The organism is Bradyrhizobium sp. LeoB3 (assembly GCF_055456055.1).
The window spans coordinates 39,952-58,476 of record NZ_JBVBEF010000055.1; the positions used below are offsets into that span (position 1 = coordinate 39,952).

Here is an 18,525-nt window from a genome sequence, read left to right on the forward strand (position 1 = left end):
CGGGACGACAGCGCCGTAGGGTGGGCAAAGCGACGCGTGCCACCATTCAGTGTTGTGGCCTATGCCTTCTTCAACTTCTTGAGCGCCTCGTGGACGTACGGATCAAGCCCAGCGCCGCCGGCGTCGAGATGGGCGAAGATCGCCTTCCGCATCCGCGGGTCCCAGAACTTCTTGATATGCTCGGCAATGCCCGGCACCGCGCGCTCATGCCCCTGGTTCTGGAAGAACTTGCCGATCTGGTTGGCCATGTAGATCAGTCGGTCAGGCGACATGGATGGCTTTCCTGCTATCGGCGTGGGGAACGATCCGCTCCGCATGTGTGAACACTTCGAACCCGTCGGCGCGTGCGATCGCCGCGAGCGTGATGCCGGCGGCGTCGGCCATGCGCACGGCAAGCGCTGTCGGCGCGGACACCGCGACCATCAGCGGCGCGCCGATGGTTGCCGTCTTCTGCACCATCTCGACCGAGACGCGGCTCGTCAACAGCACCATGCCGTCGCTGGTAGGTACTTTGGCCTGCGCCAGCGCACCGGCAAGCTTGTCGAGCGCATTGTGACGGCCGACATCCTCGCGCAGCGCGACAATGCCGCGCGCCGGCGTCCAGAACGCCGCGGCATGCACTGCGCGTGTCCTGAGGTTGATCGCCTGCAGCGGGGCGATCGCGGCCATCGCGGCCATGATCTCGCGCGGCGAGAAACTGCGGCCCTTCGGCACGATTGCCGCCGGACGAACCGCTTCGGCGATCGAGTCGATGCCGCAGAGGCCGCAGCCGGTCGGGCCCGCGATATGCCGCCGCCGCTCATTGATCAGCGCGGCCTTTTCGGGCGCCAGCCACATCCGCAGCTCGATGCCGTCGTCGAGCTCGATGACGTCGAGCGTCTCGATCTCCTCGGCGGATTGAACAACGCCTTCGCTGAGGCTGAAGCCCACGGCAAAATCGCGCAGGTCCTGCGGCGTGCCCATCATCACGGCGTAGGTGCCGCCATTATAGGTCAGCGCCAGCGCCGTCTCCTCGGGGATCTGGCGCGTGCCTTCGCTGAGGCTGCCGTCGCGCGAGACCTGCCGCTTCGCGCTGGTGACGGGATCGTGCATCCTCACTCCGCGGCTTCCACGACCGGCGCGATCCGGCGTGAATGCTTCGCCTGCGCCTCATAGGTCTTCTGCCAGTCGGACGGACCATTCGACGGCGAGACCTGCACGGCGGTGACCTTGTATTCCGGACAATTCGTGGCCCAGTCCGAATAGTCGGTCGTGATCACATTGGCCTGCGTGTCCGGATGATGGAACGTGGTGTAAACCACGCCCGGCGCGACACGATCGGTGATGAGCGCGCGCAGCGTGGTCTCGCCGGCGCGGCTCTTGAGGCGCACCCAATCGCCATCGCGCACGCCGCGCTGCTCGGCATCGTGCGGATGGATCTCGAGCCGGTCCTCGCTGTGCCAGACCACATTCTCTGTACGGCGGGTCTGCGCGCCGACATTGTACTGGCTGAGGATGCGCCCCGTCGTGAGCAACAGCGGGAAACGTGGCCCGGTGCGCTCATCTGTTGCGAGATATTCGGTGACGATGAACTTGCCCTTGCCGCGGACGAAGCCGCCGATATGCATCACCGGCGTGCCCTCGGGCGCCTTCTCGTTGCAGGGCCACTGCACCGAGCCGAGCTCGTCGAGTTTTGCGTACGAGACGCCGGCGAAGGTCGGGGTCAGCGCCGCGATCTCGTCCATGATCTCGAAGGGGTGGTTGTAATGCATCTCGAAGCCCATCGCCTTCGCGAGGCGGATCGTCACTTCCCAGTCGGCCATGCCGTTCTTTGGCGTCATCACCTTGCGCACGCGCTGAATACGACGCTCGGCGTTGGTGAAGGTTCCATCCTTCTCCAGGAAACTCGAGCCCGGCAGGAACACGTGCGCGTAATTCGCGGTCTCGTTCAGGAAGAGATCGTGCACGATCACGCATTCCATCGCCGACAGCGCCGCCACCACATGGCTGGTGTTGGGATCGGATTGCAGGATGTCCTCGCCCTGCACGTAGAGGCCCATGAAGGTGCCTTCGATCGCGGCGTCGAACATGTTGGGGATGCGCAGGCCCGGCTCAGGGTTGAGCTTGACGTTCCACATCGCCTCGAACTGGTCACGCACCGCATCCGTTGAGATGTGGCGATAGCCCGGCAGTTCGTGTGGGAACGAGCCCATGTCGCAGGAGCCCTGCACGTTGTTCTGGCCGCGCAACGGGTTCACGCCGACGCCGGGGCGGCCGATATTGCCTGTCACCATCGCGAGGTTGGCGATCGCGATCACCGTGGTCGAGCCCTGGCTGTGCTCGGTGACCCCCAGCCCGTAATAGATCGCACCGTTGCCGCCGGTGGCGTAGATGCGCGCGGCTTCGCGGACATCCTTCGGGTCGACTCCGGTCAGGATCGCGGTGGCTTCCGGGCTGTTGTTCGGCTGCGCAACGAACGCCGCCCATTCCTCGAACTCGCTCCAGTCGCAGCGCTCGCGCACGAAGGCTTCGTTGACGAGGCCCTCGGTCACGATGACGTGCGCGAGCGCCGTCATGACAGCGACATTGGTGCCCGGCATCAGCGGCAGATGCAGCGCCTCAAGGTGAGGGGACTCCACCATCTCGGTGCGACGCGGATCGATCACGATCAGTTTTGCCCCTTGCCGCAGCCGCTTCTTTAAGCGCGAGGCGAACACGGGGTGGGCAGAGGCCGGGTTGGCGCCGATCACGATCACGACGTCGGTCTCCTCGACCGAGTCGAAGTCCTGCGTGCCGGCCGAGGTGCCGAAGGTTTGCGACAGGCCATAGCCGGTCGGCGAGTGGCAGACCCGGGCGCAGGTATCGACATTGTTGTTGCCGAAGCCGCCGCGGATCAGCTTCTGCACCAGATAGGTCTCTTCATTGGTGCAGCGGGACGACGTGATGCCGCCGACCGCGTCGCGGCCGTATTTCTGCTGGATCGCCTTGAACTTCGCGGCGGCAAACGAGAACGCTTCGTCCCACGACACTTCGCGCCAGGGATCGGCGATCCGCTCGCGGATCATCGGCTTCAGGATGCGTTCCTTGTGGTTGGTGTAGCCCCAGGCGAAGCGGCCCTTGACGCAGGAGTGGCCGCGATTGGCCTTGCCGTCCTTGTACGGCACCATGCGCACCACTTCCTCGCCGCGCATTTCCGCCTTGAAGGCGCAGCCGACGCCGCAATAGGCACAGGTGGTCACCACGGAATGCTCGGGCTGGCCGATCTCGATCACCGATTTTTCCGTCAGCGTCGCGGTCGGGCAGGCCTGCACGCAGGCGCCGCAGGAGACGCATTCGGAGCCGAGGAAGCTTTCGCTCATGCCCGGCGAGACACGGCTGTCGAAGCCGCGGCCGGCAATCGTCAGTGCGAAGGTGCCTTGCACCTCCTCGCAGGCGCGGACGCAGCGCGAGCAGACGATGCATTTTGAGGGATCGTAGGTGAAGTAAGGATTGGACTCGTCCTTCGGCATCCAGGCCGGATTGACCGCGCCAGCGGACTTGGCGAACACATGGTTGTCGCCCTCATAGCCGTAGCGCACGTCGCGCAGGCCGACTGCGCCTGCCATGTCCTGCAATTCGCAATCGCCATTGGCGGCGCAGGTCAGGCAGTCCAGCGGATGGTCGGAGATGTAGAGCTCCATCACGCCCTTGCGCAGCTTCTTCAGCCGCTCGCTCTGGGTATGCACGACCAGCCCTGGCGCCACCGGCGTGGTGCAGGACGCCGGCGTGCCCGCGCGTCCCTCGATCTCGACCAGGCACAGGCGACAGGAGCCGAAGGCGTCGACCGTGTCGGTCGCGCACAGCTTCGGGATCTGGTGACCTGCTTCCATCGCTGCGCGCATGATGGAGGTGCCCTCGGGCACCGTAATGGGCTTGCCGTCGATGGTCAGCGTGACCATGGTCTCCGATTTGGAGCGCGGCGTGCCGAAGTCGATTTCCTCGATCAATGACATGGCGATTTTCCTATTCCGCGGCCTCTAAGCGGGCCGGTGCCGGGCCGAAATCATCCCGGAAATGCCTGAGGGCACTCAGCACGGGGTAGGGCGTGAAGCCGCCGAGCGCGCAGAGCGAGCCGAACTTCATGGTGTTGCAGAGGTCCTCGACGAGGGCGAGGTTTTCGGCCACGCGCTCGCCGCGGATGATCTTCTCGATGGTCTCCACGCCGCGGGTCGAGCCGATCCGGCAGGGCGTGCACTTGCCGCAGGATTCGATCGCACAGAATTCCATCGCAAAGCGCGCTTGCTTGCGCATATCGACACTGTCGTCGAACACGACGATGCCGCCATGGCCGATCAATCCGTCGCGTGCAGCGAAAGCCTCATAGTCGAACGGCGTATCAAAGAGAGCGCGCGGGAAGTAGGCGCCGAGCGGGCCACCCACTTGCACCGCGCGCACCGGACGGCCGGTGAAGGAGCCGCCGCCGATCTCGTCGACAAGTTCGCCGAGCGTGATGCCGAATGCGGTCTCGAACAGACCGCCATGCTTCACATTGCCGGCAAGCTGGATCGGCATCGTGCCGCGTGAGCGGCCCATGCCAAAATCTGCGTACGCCTTGGCGCCGTTATCGAGGATGAACGGGATCGCGGCGAACGACAGCACGTTGTTGATCACCGTCGGCCGCCCGAACAGGCCCTTGTGTGCGGGCAGCGGCGGCTTGGCGCGCACGATGCCACGGCGGCCTTCGAGGCTTTCGAGCAGCGAGGTTTCCTCGCCGCAGACATAGGCGCCGGCGCCGACGCGCACCTCGAGATCAAAGCTGTGCGCGGAACCGCCGATGCGGGCGCCGAGATAGCCGGCGCGCTTGGCCGCTGCGATCGCGGCATTCATCGCCTCGACCGCATGTGGATATTCGGAGCGGGTGTAAATGTAGCCTTTGGTGGCGCCGACCGTGATGCCGGCGATCGTCATGCCCTCGATCAGCACGAAGGGATCGCCTTCCATGATCATGCGGTCTGCGAAGGTGCCGCTGTCGCCTTCGTCGGCATTGCAGACGATGTACTTTCGGTCGGCGCTGGCCTGCGCGACCGTCTTCCACTTGATGCCGGTCGGGAAGCCGGCACCGCCGCGGCCGCGCAGGCCGGAGCTGGTGACGTCGGCTAGGATCTCGTCGGGGGAGAGCGTCAGCGCCCGCTCCAGGCCCCTGTAGCCGCCATGGGCGCGATAGTCCTCGACTGAGCGCGGATCGATCACGCCGCAGCGCGCGAAGGTCAGGCGGGTCTGGCGCTTCAGCCAGGGGATATCGTCGGCGATGCCGACGCGCAGCGGATGCGGCCCATCGGCGGCCATCGCATCGAGCAGGGAGGTCGCGTCCGCAGCGCTCACCGGTCCGAACGCAACTCGGCCCGCCGCTGTTGCGACTTCGACCATCGGCTCCAGCCAATAGAGCCCGCGCGAGCCGGTCCTGACAATCTCGATCACGAGGCCGCGCTGCTCGGCGGCGAGCTCCAGCGCCGTCACGACCTCATCGGCGCCAACGGCGACTGCGCCGGCATCGCGGGGGACAAAGAGTCGCATCGTCATCGCTGCGCCTCCTTCACCAGCGCATCGAGGCGCGCTTCGTCGAGCCGGCCGACCAGGCGGCCATCCAGCATCGCAGATGGCGCGGTGGCGCAGAGGCCGAGGCAGTAGATCGGCTCCAGCGTCACGCGCTCATCGGCCGTGGTATTGCCGAGCGCAACGCCGAGCTTGGCTTCGGCGCGCGCGGCCAGCGCATCGCCGCCGGCGGCCTGGCAGGCCTCCGCGCGGCAGAGCTTCAGCACATGACGGCCTGCGGGCGCCTTGCGGAAATCATGGTAGAAGGTGAACACGCCGTGGACTTCGGCACGCGAGAGATTAAGCGCGGAAGCGACCATCGGGATCGCGGGCTCGGGCACGTAGCCGAAGGCCTCCTGCAGCGCGTGCAGGATGACCAGCGTCGCGCCTTCGAGCTTGGCATGCTCGGCGATGATCTCGGCGCCGCGCGCTTCGTTCCAGGGTTCGTAGGCCGACGTCATCCACATCTCTCAAATCGGAGGGTTTTTACTCGCTCCTATGAGAGTTGGAATCGATCTAGATATCAATAAAGCTGTCTCATGCTGCGATCGTGAACAGCGATCGATTTGGATATGAAATCGATCGATATACAAATAGAATTGGTAGCACGGCACCTTGTCCGTTACGGCTTTTTCTCGTGTTCGCGCCGGTTGTGATCGTTATATTCGAAGTGGCATGCCAGAGCTGATGAGGCCTTCTTGATCGACAAGCTTGAACTCCTGTTGGCGCTCGCAAAGGAGCGGCATTTCGGCCGCGCGGCGGAGGCGTGCGGCGTCACGCAGCCGACGATGTCGACGAGCCTCAAGCAGCTCGAGGATCTCCTTGGCGTGATGTTGGTGCAACGCGGCTCCCGCTTTCAGGGCTTCACGCCCGAGGGTGAGCGCGCGCTCGATTGGGCGCGCCGTATCGTCGGCGATGCCCGCGCGATGCGGGAGGAGATCAATGGGCTGAAGCACAAGCTCTCCGGCGAGATCCGGATCGCGGCGATCCCGACCGCGCTCGGCATGGTGGCTTCACTGACCACGCCGTTTCGCGCCCGTCATCCGGACGTGCGCTTTCGCATCCAATCCTGCACCTCGTCCGACGTGCTGGGCCTCCTGGAGAACCTCGAGGTCGATGCCGGGCTGACCTATATCGAGAACGAGCCGATCGGCAAGGTTCGCACCATCCGTCTCTATGGCGAGAGCTACCGCTTGCTGACATCGCCCGATGCCATGTTCGGCGATCGCGACACCGTCACATGGAAAGAGGTCGGCCAGGTGCCGCTCTGCCTGCTGACCCCCGACATGCAGAACCGCCGCATCATCGATCGCGCACTTCGTTCGGTCGGCGCGGAAGCAACGCCGACGCTGACGTCGAACTCGCTGCTCGTGCTCTACACCCATGTGAAGACCGGCCGCTGGGCAAGCGTGATGCCGGCAAAGCTTGCGGAGACACTCGGCCTCGCCGATGCCGTGCGCAGCATTCCGATCGTCGACCCTGTCGTGAACTACAGCATCGGCCTGGTGATCCCGCAGCGCGACCCGATGACGCCCTTGATTGCCGCGCTGGTCCAGGTCGCCCGCGAAGTCGCGCCCACGCTGGAGTCGGTATCTCCCAATCACAGCGCGTGACCCACGTGTCACTACGTTGACGCGCGCGTCACGGCGCGGCCGTCAGGGCGCCTGACTGTCTCCTCCAATTCACATTTCAATCGCCGCTCAATTCAGGCCGTTCTGGCGGCCGAATAGCGGCAGAATGCTGATTTTCCCCAAAGCCCAGCGATGATTGTCTGAACTGAAATCTCTTCTCGCCTTGCAGCATCGAAGGGAACTTTGCCGACGGGTCGACTGTTGCAATGCTACGCTTGGTTCAAACATCTGGGAGTTCCCGTGAATCGTCGCCAGCTACTGCAAGGCTCGGCAGTGCTGCCGACACTCATGTTGTTTCCGGGAACCGAAACCGTCGCCGCCGTCCCGTTTGATCCGTCCACCGTCCGGGAACTTGCGCGCAGCCTCGCGAGCAAATCGTTCGAGGCGCCCGATGAAAAGCTGCCGTCCGAGCTGAAGGATCTGAACTACGATCAGTATCGCTCGATCCGCTTCATGCCGGAACGCGCGCTGTGGCGTGCCGAAAAGCTGCCGTTCCAGGCGCAGTTCTTTCACCGCGGCTTCTTCTACAAGAACAAGGTCAGCATCTTCGAAGTCGTCGACGGCCAGGCGAGCGAAATCCGCTATCGCAAGGACGACTTCTCGTTCGGCGACAATGTGCCGACGTTCGCCGCTGATAATCTCGGCTTTGCCGGCTTTCGCATCCACGCGCCGATCAACAGGCCCGACTATTTCGATGAGGTCTGCGTCTTCCTCGGCGCCAGCTATTTCCGTGCCGTCGCCAAGGGTGAAACCTACGGATTGTCGGCGCGGGGATTGTCGATCGACACTGGAGAGGCGAAGGGAGAGGAGTTTCCTTATTTCAAGGCGTTCTGGCTGGAGCGCCCCGCAGCCAACGCGACCTCACTCGTCATCCACGCGCTGCTCGACAGCAAGAGCTGCGCCGCGAGCTACCGCTTCACCTTGCGGCCCGGCGAGACCACGGTGTTCGACGTCGAGATGTCGCTTTATCCGCGGGTCGATCTTGAGCACGCGGGGCTGGCGCCAATGACCAGCATGTTCTTCTTCGGTCCCAATGACCGCAACGATGTCGACGATTTTCGCCCCTCGGTGCACGATTCCGACGGGCTCGCGATTTTCAACGGCAAGGGCGAAAGCCTGTGGCGTCCGCTGAGCAATCCGCGGGATCTTCAGGTCAGCACCTTCCAGGACCTCAATCCACGCGGCTTCGGGCTGATGCAGCGCGAGAAGAGATTCGCCGCCTATGAGGATATCGAGTCGCGTTTCGAGGCTCGCCCGAGCCTCTGGGTCGAACCGATCGGCGATTGGGGCGAGGGCGGCGTCGTGCTGATCGAGATTCCGACCAAGGAGGAAATCCACGATAACATTGCAGCGTTCTGGCGGCCCAAGGCGCCGCTGAAGGCCAAGAGTGAAAACAATTTCACCTATCGTCTGCATTGGGGCCCGGATATGCCGAAGCCTCATTCGCTCGCTCGCTTCGTGCGCACCGGTATCGGCGCGCGTGGCGAGGACAGCAAATTGTTCGTGCTGGATCTGGTCGGCGACAACCTGAAGGGAATCGATCCCAGCAGCATCAAGGGCGTCGTGAGCGCCGAGAAGTCCGAGATCACCAACATCGTCACCCAACCGAACCCCGACACGGGTGGATGGCGGCTCAGCTTCCAATGCGCGGTGAAGAAGGATACGCCCGTCGAGCTTCGGGCGTTGCTGGTGCAAGACGATAAACCTCTTTCCGAAGTGTGGGTTTATCGATGGGCTCCGTAGCGACGTCGTCGCCGCTGACGCCGGACGCGCTGGCGGGCGGGTTCCTGCCACGCGAAGATCCGCTCGAGATGATCACATCGGACTTCGCGCGCGCGCCGCAGGCGACGCGGCAGCCTGTACCGGTGGCGTCAAGCATGTGGCTGCGGCGGACGTTTGTCTTTGCAGCCACTATCGCGCTCACCGGCGCCGGCGCGTACGAGATGTACAAGGTGCTCGAAGTCGGGGGCGTGACCGTCCTGGAATGGATGGTGCTCGCGCTGTTCGTGACCTTGCTCGCCTGGATCGGCTTCTCGTTTGCTTCCGCTCTTGCGGGCTTTTTCGTCCTGCTCGGCAGAGGAGGGAACGCGCTGCAAATCGCCGCCAGCGGTTCCTTGCCTGATATCGCGAGCCGGACGGCGGTTCTGTTGCCGACCTATAATGAAAACGAAATCCAGTTGATGGCCCGGCTGCGTGCGATCTACGAGTCCGTCGAGGCGACCGGGCATGGTGAGCACTTCAACTGGTTCGTGCTGAGCGACAGCACCGATCCCGACATCTGGATCGCCGAGGAGCGCGCTTTCCTGAAACTGCGGCAAGCCTGCGGTTCCGATCGGCTCTATTACCGTCACCGCGCCAACAATGTCGCGCGCAAGTCCGGCAACATCGCCGAGTGGGTTTCCCGCTTCGGCAGCGGCTATCAGTTCATGATCGTCCTCGATGCCGACAGCCTGATGACCGGCGAGACGATGGTGCGGATGGTTCATGCGATGGAAGCGAACCCCGCGGCGGCATTGCTGCAGACGTTGCCGATCATCGTCAATGCGCGAAGCCTGTTCAGCCGCCTGCAGCAGTTCGCCGGGCGGCTTTATGGGCCGATGATCGCCGCGGGCGTAGCCTGGTGGCACGGCTCCGAAGGCAATTACTGGGGGCACAATGCCATCATCAGGGTGCGGGCATTCGCCGAGGCGGCCGGGCTGCCGGAGTTGCACGGACGAAAGCCGTTCGGCGGTCATATTCTGAGCCACGACTTTGTCGAGGCCGCGCTGATGCGCCGCTCCGGCTGGGGCATCTATATGGCGCCGACGCTCGGCGGCAGTTTCGAGGAAGTGCCGCCTTCGCTATTGGATTTCGCGGCGCGCGACCGGCGATGGTGCCAGGGAAACCTGCAGCATCTCGCCGTGTTGCCGACGCGCGGACTGCACTGGATTTCGCGCCTGCATTTCATGACCGGGATCGGCTCCTATATCACTGCGCCGCTGTGGTTTACGTTCCTGCTGCTCGGCATACTGATCTCGTTGCAGGCCCGCTTTGTCCGCCCCGAATATTTTCCGAAGGGGTTTGCGCTATTTCCCAACTGGCCTGCGCAGGACCCCGTTCTCGCGGCCTGGGTGTTCGGCGCCACCATGGCGCTTCTGATCGTGCCGAAACTGCTCGGCTTCCTGTTGCTGTTGACGCAGCGGGACACGCGACGGCGGTTCGGCGGCGCCATTCGCGCTTTCCTCGGTGTCATCGTCGAAGTGCTGATCTCCGCCATGATCGCACCGGCGATGATGGTGTTCCAGTCGATCGCGGTGATCGAGATCCTGATTGGCCGTGATGCCGGATGGCAGACGCAGCGCCGCGACGACGGCTCGGTCGAGCGGCGCGAGCTCTATCGCAAGTATGGAGTGCCCACGGCCTTCGGCGTACTGATGGCCGCGAGCGCCTACGCCGTCTCTCTGCCGCTGCTGTTGTGGATGTCGCCGGTCATCGTCGGGCTGTTGTTTGCCATTCCGATCGGCGCCTATACGGCGAAGCCGCGGATGAAGGCGCTGTTTGCGACACCGGAGGAAGTCGCGCCGCCGGCCGTGCTGACCCGCGCAAACGAGTTGGCCGCATCGCCTGCGGTCGATCGCGGCCGCGCGCTGGTCGAATTGCAACGCGACCCGCAATTCCTGACGCAGCATCTCCGCTCGCTCCCACCACCGGCGCGCCGGCGACCGCAGGAAATCGACCCGCAGCTCGCAACAGCCCGCGCCCGCGTTGAGGCGAGCGACACCTTCGAGCAGGCCGTCGCCTCTCTCACCGCCCGCGAGACGTTGGCGGTGTTGAACGACCGGGCGTTGCTTGAGAGCGTCCTGCAGTTGCCGGCCAAGGCCGCCTGACGATCGTCGTTCCGGGCTTGACCCGGGACGACAGCGGAACAGCTACGCCGCCTCCCGCATCCTCGCTGCAAAGGCGTTGCGTGGCAGGGCGATGCGGACGACGGTGCCGACGCCGAGCTTGGAGCGCAGCTTCATCGAGCCGCCATGCAGGCTGGTCAGCGAGCGTGCGATCGCAAGGCCGAGACCCGAGCCCTGATAGGTCTTGGTGAGCTGGCTCTCGACTTGCTCGAACGGCTTGCCGAGGCGCTGCAGCGAGTCCTGCGCGATGCCGATGCCGGTGTCGGCGATCAGCATCACGATTTGATCGTCCAGCACCTGGCTGCGCACGATCACCCGGCCGTTGTCGGGCGTGAACTTCACCGCATTGGAGAGCAGGTTGACGACGATCTGCTTGATCGCGCGGCGATCGGCCACCACGGGAATCGTGCGTTCGATGTCGGCATCGAGCGTCAGCTGCTTGGCCTGGGCGCGTCCAGACACCACGCGCAGCGATTCCGCGAGCGTCCTCGACAGATCGAGCGGCTCCAAATCGAGCTTCATGCGCCCGGCCTCGATCTTCGACATGTCGAGGATGTCGTTGATGACGTCGAGCAGATATTTGCCGCTGGTGAGGATGTCGTGGCAATATTCCTGATACTTGTCCGAGCCGAGCGCGCCGAACATGCCGCTGCCCATGATCTCGGAGAAGCCGATGATGGCGTTCAGCGGCGTGCGCAGCTCGTGGCTCATATTGGCGAGGAATTTCGACTTGGCGGCGTTGGCTTCCTCGGCGCGGGTCTTCTCCTGCGAATATTTTTCCGCGAGGTCGGCGAGCTCGATCGCCTGCCGCTCGAGCTCGGTCTGCGAACGCTTCAGATCGACGACGGTGGCGCGCAGGCGCAGATCGTTGTCGACGAGCTTCTGCTCGTGGGCCTTGATGCGGGTGATGTCGGTGCCGACCGAGACGTAGCCGCCGTCCTTGGTGCGGCGCTCGGAGATGTGCAGCCACTTCCCGTCGTCGAGCTGCGCCTCGAAGGTGCGCGCGCCCGGCATCGGCACGCCGGCCTCGTGCAACCGCGTGCGGACCTCCGGCATGCTGCCGACCTCGATCACGGTCTCGTAGGAGGTGCCGGGGGCAACGGCCGAATCCGGCAATTTGTGCAGGCGCTGGAAGTGCGAGTTGCAGAGCACGAGGCGGTCCTCGGCATCCCAGAGCACGAAGGCTTCCGGAATGGTCTCGATGGCGTCGCGCAGCCGCAGGTCCGCTTCAACAGTTTTTTCGGCGAGGCTCTTCTGCTCGGTGATGTCGACCGCGATCCCGATCAGGTGCAGGCCGCCATCGGCTGACGCGTGGCTGAGCTCGCAGCGCACGCGCAGCCAGATCCAGTGGCCCTCGGTGTGCTGCATGCGGAACGACTGGTCGATGTGGTCGATCTTGCCGGAGATGAGCTGGTCGGCGATGTCGAACAGATCGATGTCGTCCGATTTCACCAGTGCGTTGACCTCGCCGAAGGTCAAAAGGTCGTTGCGGGATTCGAGGCCGAGCAGCGTGAACATCGACTGCGACCAGAAGATGCGGCCGCGCGAGAGGTCCCAGTCCCACAGGCCGCAGCGGCCGCGGTTGAGCGCGGTGTCGATCCGGCCGCGGACGGCGTCATTGATGAGATCGCCCTCGCGGGCGCGGGTCGACTGCCAGTGGAAGGCGAAGCCGAGGATGAGCACGACGAAGCCCGTGGTCGCCGAGAGCGTGACCGAGAGCGCGGCGTCCGATCCCCAGATCGGCTCGTTCATCTCCTGGATCACGACCACCTGGCCGGGCGGCGATTTCACCTGAACCGAGATGGCCAGCGCGCTGTCGCCGTTCGGCAGGATCATGTCGGCGAGGATGCCCTGCTGGCTCGGCGCGACGAGCAGTTGCGCGGTGGAGACGATGTCGAACACCCGGTCGTTCTCGCCGAGCCCGTCGATCGGGGCGCGGGCGAGCACGCGATGATCGGCGCTGGTGACGATGACATGGCGGCCCCTGGCGATGCCCCAGGACGGAATGAGATCGGGCAACAGGTTCTGCAACTGCTCGATATTGCCAAGGTGTTCGCGGCGGCTCGAGGTCAGGCGATCGAGCCGCTCGGCGAGGATATCGGAGAGGGCGGAGAGGTCGCGCTTCAGCGCGGCGCGCTTCTGCCGGCTCTGGTCGACCACCTGGACGAAGGCGCCGAGGCAGATCGTGACCAGGAAGGCGATGATCAGCGTGGGCACGGCTCGGCGCAACGCAGGCTCAGCGGTCAAGAGCCTGTGGTAGTCTGGTTTCGCGATCGATTGCGCCAATCCCTTGATCGAATCGGATTGAACGCACGCGTTCGCCGCATGCGCACGCGTCATGCCCTAGACCCCCACCGCAATCTGATTTGCCACACGGTTCGGAAGCCAACCCCACGTTGCTCCCGAATCATTATGATTTGAATCCAGTTTTCCCGGCGTGTCGAGAGTCAACGATTCGTTAATGCGAAATAATTCTTGCCCAAGACAGAATCGCGGCTCGCAAATCGAGTCCGAAACGAGAACGTCGATGTGTGTTCCTACCTGTGCGGCGGCTCGGCGTGGCTGATGACGCGCTTGATGGTGGGGAAGGCGCGGCGGAGCGCGCGCTCGATCGCGTCGACTTCCTCGTGCACCTTGATGACGCTCATCGAGGGCGCGGCACGGCAATGGAAGTTGACGATCTCGCCGGCGTCGGAGTCGCGGACGCGCACATTGTGGATGTCATGGATCGGGCCATCGGCGGCAAAGCGCGTCAGCGCTTGTCTGATGGTCTCGACGCGATCAGGCGCGGCGTTGCTGCCCCATGGCAGTTCCGGCTCGAGCGGCTCGATGTGGGTGTCGACTTCGACGTCCTCGCCGAAGTCCTCGCGGATCGCGCGTTCGAGATCGTGGGCGATGGCATGGGCCGCGGTGAGTTCCATCTCGCCGTCGACCTCGAGGTCGATGCTGACGATCAGCTTCTCGCCGAGCGCGTGCACGGTGACGTGATGGATGGCAAGCCCGGAATTGCGCGCGATCACCATGATGCGCTCACGCACGCTCTCATTGTCGCGTGCGACCGGCACCGCGGCGAAGGTGAGGTCAGCATCGCCAAGCACCTCAGTGACTGCGGCCTTGGCCCTGCGCTTGATCTCCTCGACGCGGTCGATCGGAATGGTGCGCGGCACCTTGGCGATGGCGTCGATGAAATAGGTCGGCCCGACCATGCGCACGCGCAGCCGCTCGACCTCGACCACACCGGGCACGTTCCGGATCGCCGCGGTCGCCCTCTCAAGCACGCCTTCCGGAGCCCGGTCGGTCAGCGTCTCCACGGTCGAGCGCGCCATCCGGAAGCCGAGCAGCGCGATCATGAGGGCGACGGCGACGGCCGCGGCAGCGTCGCCCCACCAGAAGCCAAGGCCGGCGAGAATGAGGCCGATGATGACGGCAAAGGAGCCCATCACGTCGGAGGCGAAATGCAGCGCGTCGGCTGCGAGCGCCTGGCTCTTGGTCTCGCGCGCCGCACGATGCAGCGCCCGCGCTCGCCAGAGGTTGACGACGATGTCGATGATGAGGACCACGAAGGGGATCGCGGAGATCGACGGCGGCGGCGCGCCTTCGCTCAGCCGGCTATAGGCCTCGACCAGGATGCCGCCCGCGAGCACGTAGAGCAGGGCGATCACGCCGAGCGCGGAGATGCTTTCGAGCTTGCCGTGGCCGTAGTGATGCTCTTCGTCCGCGGGCAGGTCGGACACCCGCACCACTGCCCAGGTGATGATGGTCGCGATCAGGTCGACCGAGGAGTGCAGGGCCTCCGAGATCAGCGCCAGCGATCCGATCGCGATCCCGACGACGAGTTTCGCCACGGCCATGCCACCGCTGGCAAAGACCGAGATCGCTGCGACCGAGGATTTGACGTTGTGAGCGCTCATCGCCAGCGGTGTAGCAGCCCACCCGCCAACATCAAGCGCCGATCGCAGTCGCAATCGCCACTCACTCGCAGCAGCAGGTTGTTGCGAATTATTCCGAATCCAGAAAATGTTTCGCGTGAGTTCACCAGACACATTTCAGATGCAGGTCCACAGTCTCGCGGCGTGTTTCACCCGAGCTTTGCAAAATCATTCGCCCAGAACCAAGAGGGCGCAGGGAACGCCGGGCGCGCGCTGCACCCGCGGTCTCGTGTGCATAAGTGCACAAAGAAGCGCACACGAGCATACAGGTTCAGCGGAGGCACTCCGGCATTCCCTGCGCAATGGTTTTACGGCTTATATCGTGCTCTCCTCGGTGAGACCGGGCTTCTTGCCACCGTCGCCCGCCAGAAGCGTTGGCTTCTCACGGACTTGACGCCAGCGTCGGGGCGTCAGGACCACACGACTTCGCCGTCCGCCTCATGCGCACTCGTCCGTCGCGCAATCCGCGTCCACCGCATCCCACCGCAACACTCGTGACGATCGCGAAGCGCCCCTCAATCGGGTGAGACGCGCGGATTAATAGACTGATTTGCATTTCGGAAAAACAGAAATATTTTTTCCGCGCGGACTGGACAGGTTTTTGCTGATTTGCCCGTCGAAGAGAGGACGGATGAGACGGCGCAAACTCCGACTTCCAGTCGATTGTTGATTCAGCTAACGCCGGCATCGCTACGGAGTCACACGATGCCGGCGCTCGCGTTCGGTTAGAGGTCTTCTTCTCAGAGGTTCGGATGCAGGTCGCGCACGGTGCTCACGTTCTCGAGTAGGGAGGCAAGATGCAGGATAGTCGACTCGGCGAGCCAGCTTCCGACGAGCTGCACGTTGATCGGCAGTCCTTCCTTACTAGTGCCGAACCGCATCGACAGCCCGGGCAACCCGGTGACGTTGAGCGGCACGGTGGCGCCTTGGAGGTAGGTGGCGTCCACGGTCTTGCCGTTGATGACGAACTTTGCGACGCCATGCTTGTGGGCCGGGATCGGCAGGACCGGGGTGATCAGCGCGTCGTATGTCCTGAAATAGTCGGCATAGCCGTCGCGCAGCCGCTCGGCGGCCTGTTCCGCGTCGATGTAGTCCTTCATGGACGTATCGGGCAGCGAGAGCATGGTCTTGGCCATTTTATAGAGCTCGTCCTGACTGCGGCCGGCGGTCGCCTCCGCGAATGCAGGCTTCATCTCCATCACGTGAAGGCGGTTGAACACGTCGAGGGCGAAGTCACGCTCGAGCGCCGGGATGCGCACCGGCTCCACGAAACAGCCCAGGTCCTTGAGCGCCTCGGCGGCCCCCTTCACCGTGGCGGCGACCTCGGGGTCGACCGGCCCGAAGCCGGGCTCGACCAGCCAGCCCACCCGGAGCTGACGATGGGGCGAGCGCCCGACCCCCGCATCGAACTGCGCGGTGCTCGTTGCGAAAGCGTCTTGGCCGTCAGGGCCGGCCAGTTGCGAGAAGGCGAGCGCGAGGTCGCGGACACTGCGTGCCATGGGACCAACATGCCAGAAGCGGCGCGGCGCGCGCGGCCAGATCCCAGTCATGGGCACACGCCCATGCGTTGCCTTGAGGGAGACAATCCCGGTCTGCGCGGCCGGACCGCGCACCGAGATCGCAAGGTCGGTGCCCAGTCCCAGCGGCGACATGCCGGCCGCGATGGCCGCGGATTCACCGCCGCTCGAGCCCCCAGGCGTGCGGGTCAGATCCCAAGGATTGTTAGACTTGCCTGAGAGCAGATTGTCGCTTTCGATCCAATAGGAGAACTCGGGAAGGTTCGTCTTCGCGAGCAAGATGCCGCCCGCCTTCTTCATGCGCGCGACGCTGGTCGCGTCGATCTCGGGAACGCGTCCCTTGAAGATCGGCGAACCGCGCTGGGTCGCCACGCCTGCAGTGTCGATCGAGTCCTTCACCGTGAAGGGCACGCCATGCAGCGGCCCGAGCTCCTCGCCGGCGACCATCGCCTTCTCCGCCACCTTGGCCGCTTCGAGCGCACCGTCGGCGAGCGTAACAATCGCGTTGATCTTCGGGTCCACGGCCCCGATGCGATCGAGGTGTGCCTGCACGACCTCCACTGGCGACAGCTCCTTTGTGCGGATCAGTTCGGCCAGCTTGGTGGCGTCGGAATAGATGATCTCGGTCTTCATGGGGTTGCTGCCTACCTAACACTTGGTAGGCTGCGGATATCTCTTTCAAAGCTTGGCGTCAAGCCCTATCTAACGCTTGGTAGGTAAGGGCTAGGGAAGTGTTCTTTGAGCGCAAATTCACGAGAAGCGATCTTGGCGGCGGCCAGGCGGACGGCGCAGGCTCACGGCTACAGCGGCCTGAACTTCCGCGATCTCGCGGCCGATGTGGGTATCAGAGCCCCGAGCATCTACCACCACTTCCCGAGCAAGGCCGATCTCGGCGCGGCGGTAGCGAAGCGTTATTGGGAAGATACGGCCGCCGAACTGGAGGCCATGTCGTCGGAATGCGCCGACCCGCTGCGCTGTCTGCAAGCATATCCCAGCATCTTCCGAAGATCGCTCGAGAGCGGCAACCGTCTGTGCCTTTGCAGCTTCATGTCCGCCGAATACGACGACCTGCCGGTGGAGGTTCAGAAGGAGGTGCAAGCTTTCGGCGACGTCAACGTCGCATGGCTGAGCAGAACTCTTGTCGCGGCGGGCTTGGTCCGACGTGAGGAAAGCGAAGCCCGAGCCCGCTCGATCTTCGCCGCCGTCGCGGGGGCCCAGCTCATGGCACGCAGCCGCTCGGACATCTCACTGTTCGATGCACTCATCGATGGTTATCGAGCCGCTGGTCTCCTGCCGGGCGGAAAGAAAGCATCTCGTCGGTCGTAGAGCCTCGGCGCCAGTTCTTCATGTCGGCTCTTGGCCCAAGAGCGAAGTTCGGCTTGGCTTCGAAATGGTCTGCTTTATCGGGATAGAGCGGAAGTGATCGACCGATCAGCCAAATGGCGCTGTTGACCCTCAGCGGACGTCGGCACGCCAAAATCGCGTCACGGCGGCGATGACTGCTTCCGGAGCGTCTTCTTGAACAAGGTGCTTCGCTCCGGAAACGATCATCAACGGAGCCGAGAGCCGGCGCGACAACTCTTTTCCGTCCGACAGCGGGCATCACTCGTCTTCTTCTCCCCAAATAAGCGTAACAGGACAGCGCATCTCTCCGTAACGCCACTCGATCTCCTGCGTATACTTATCGTCCATTTGCGCAATCTGCCGCCAGAATGCCTTTTGACCCTCATCACCAAGCCACGGGTGCAAATACAACGACATGTCGGAAGTAAGCAGGGCCTTGGCAACCGCACCGTCGATGTAAGCGCGCAAGATAGCTTCATGGACATAGGCCGGCAGATGAGAGAAGACGTCCTCGTGTTGCTTGGCTGATTGAACAAGCGGGAGGGGCCGCTACAGGTCACCTCCGCGGCCGAAGTCTCTCCACGAGATCATGGAGGAAAAGGAAAGCAATGAGCGCGACTGACCACTGGCAAGTCGTGCGACATGCGGATCTTTCTTTACACGCGTCTCT

The 18,525-nt window shown here is 63.9% G+C and carries 13 protein-coding genes; 4 read left to right on the plus strand and 9 right to left on the minus strand.

Translation table 11 applies throughout. The features are described 5' to 3' along the window. Window positions 1-59: 59 nt before the first annotated feature. The 5 genes from ACZXDY_RS28875 to ACZXDY_RS28895 are packed head-to-tail and all read right to left on the minus strand — an operon-like array spanning window position 60 to window position 6,011. Window positions 60-272: a formate dehydrogenase subunit delta gene (locus ACZXDY_RS28875; protein WP_028167971.1), complete on the minus strand. Its 213-nt coding sequence runs from the start codon at window positions 270-272 to the stop codon at window positions 60-62. Further along, window positions 262-1,092, minus strand: a complete 831-nt coding sequence (fdhD, locus tag ACZXDY_RS28880; protein WP_464347834.1) for a formate dehydrogenase accessory sulfurtransferase FdhD — start codon at window positions 1,090-1,092, stop codon at window positions 262-264. The genes ACZXDY_RS28875 and fdhD overlap by 11 nt, the downstream gene beginning before the upstream one ends. Before the next feature lie 2 nt (window positions 1,093-1,094). Beyond that, entirely contained in the window at window positions 1,095-3,971 is a 2,877-nt protein-coding gene (gene fdhF / locus ACZXDY_RS28885) for a formate dehydrogenase subunit alpha (RefSeq protein ID WP_464347835.1), read from the minus strand. A gap of 10 nt (window positions 3,972-3,981) precedes the next feature. Beyond that, window positions 3,982-5,538, minus strand: coding sequence for a formate dehydrogenase beta subunit (locus ACZXDY_RS28890; protein WP_464347836.1), 1,557 nt, complete (start codon window positions 5,536-5,538; stop codon window positions 3,982-3,984). Next, entirely contained in the window at window positions 5,535-6,011 is a 477-nt protein-coding gene (locus tag ACZXDY_RS28895; RefSeq protein ID WP_464347837.1) for a formate dehydrogenase subunit gamma, read from the minus strand. The genes ACZXDY_RS28890 and ACZXDY_RS28895 overlap by 4 nt, the downstream gene beginning before the upstream one ends. 237 nt (window positions 6,012-6,248) lie before the next feature. On the opposite strand from ACZXDY_RS28895, the gene ACZXDY_RS28900 reads away from it, so the two are divergent. The 3 genes from ACZXDY_RS28900 to mdoH all read left to right on the plus strand — a co-directional run bounded on the left by ACZXDY_RS28900 (window position 6,249) and on the right by mdoH (window position 11,047). Then, window positions 6,249-7,163, plus strand: a complete 915-nt coding sequence (locus tag ACZXDY_RS28900) for a LysR family transcriptional regulator (protein WP_028167966.1) — start codon at window positions 6,249-6,251, stop codon at window positions 7,161-7,163. Between the two features lie 306 nt (window positions 7,164-7,469). Beyond that, window positions 7,470-8,924 (plus strand): glucan biosynthesis protein G, encoded by a 1,455-nt coding sequence (locus ACZXDY_RS28905; protein ID WP_464347844.1) that lies wholly within the window; start codon window positions 7,470-7,472, stop codon window positions 8,922-8,924. After that, a complete protein-coding gene (gene mdoH, locus ACZXDY_RS28910) occupies window positions 8,912-11,047 on the plus strand; it encodes a glucans biosynthesis glucosyltransferase MdoH (RefSeq protein ID WP_464347838.1) in 2,136 nt (711 codons plus the stop codon). The genes ACZXDY_RS28905 and mdoH overlap by 13 nt, the downstream gene beginning before the upstream one ends. 42 nt (window positions 11,048-11,089) lie before the next feature. Here mdoH and ACZXDY_RS28915 read toward each other — a convergent pair whose 3' ends face one another. The 3 genes from ACZXDY_RS28915 to ACZXDY_RS28925 all read right to left on the minus strand — a co-directional run bounded on the left by ACZXDY_RS28915 (window position 11,090) and on the right by ACZXDY_RS28925 (window position 17,144). Then, complete coding sequence (locus tag ACZXDY_RS28915; RefSeq protein WP_464347839.1) at window positions 11,090-13,405, minus strand: sensor histidine kinase; 2,316 nt, start codon at window positions 13,403-13,405, stop codon at window positions 11,090-11,092. A gap of 197 nt (window positions 13,406-13,602) precedes the next feature. Then, entirely contained in the window at window positions 13,603-14,976 is a 1,374-nt protein-coding gene (locus ACZXDY_RS28920) for a cation diffusion facilitator family transporter (protein WP_464347845.1), read from the minus strand. A gap of 758 nt (window positions 14,977-15,734) precedes the next feature. Next, entirely contained in the window at window positions 15,735-17,144 is a 1,410-nt protein-coding gene (locus ACZXDY_RS28925) for an amidase (RefSeq protein WP_464347840.1), read from the minus strand. 105 nt (window positions 17,145-17,249) lie between these two features. On the opposite strand from ACZXDY_RS28925, the gene ACZXDY_RS28930 reads away from it, so the two are divergent. Further along, complete coding sequence (locus ACZXDY_RS28930) at window positions 17,250-17,837, plus strand: TetR/AcrR family transcriptional regulator (protein WP_464347841.1); 588 nt, start codon at window positions 17,250-17,252, stop codon at window positions 17,835-17,837. A gap of 276 nt (window positions 17,838-18,113) precedes the next feature. Here the strand turns inward: ACZXDY_RS28930 and ACZXDY_RS28935 are convergent, their stop codons facing one another. Beyond that, window positions 18,114-18,323 carry a hypothetical protein gene (locus ACZXDY_RS28935; RefSeq protein ID WP_464347842.1) on the minus strand — a complete coding sequence of 70 codons (210 nt, stop codon included), beginning with the start codon at window positions 18,321-18,323 and terminating at the stop codon, window positions 18,114-18,116. Window positions 18,324-18,525 lie beyond the last annotated feature (202 nt).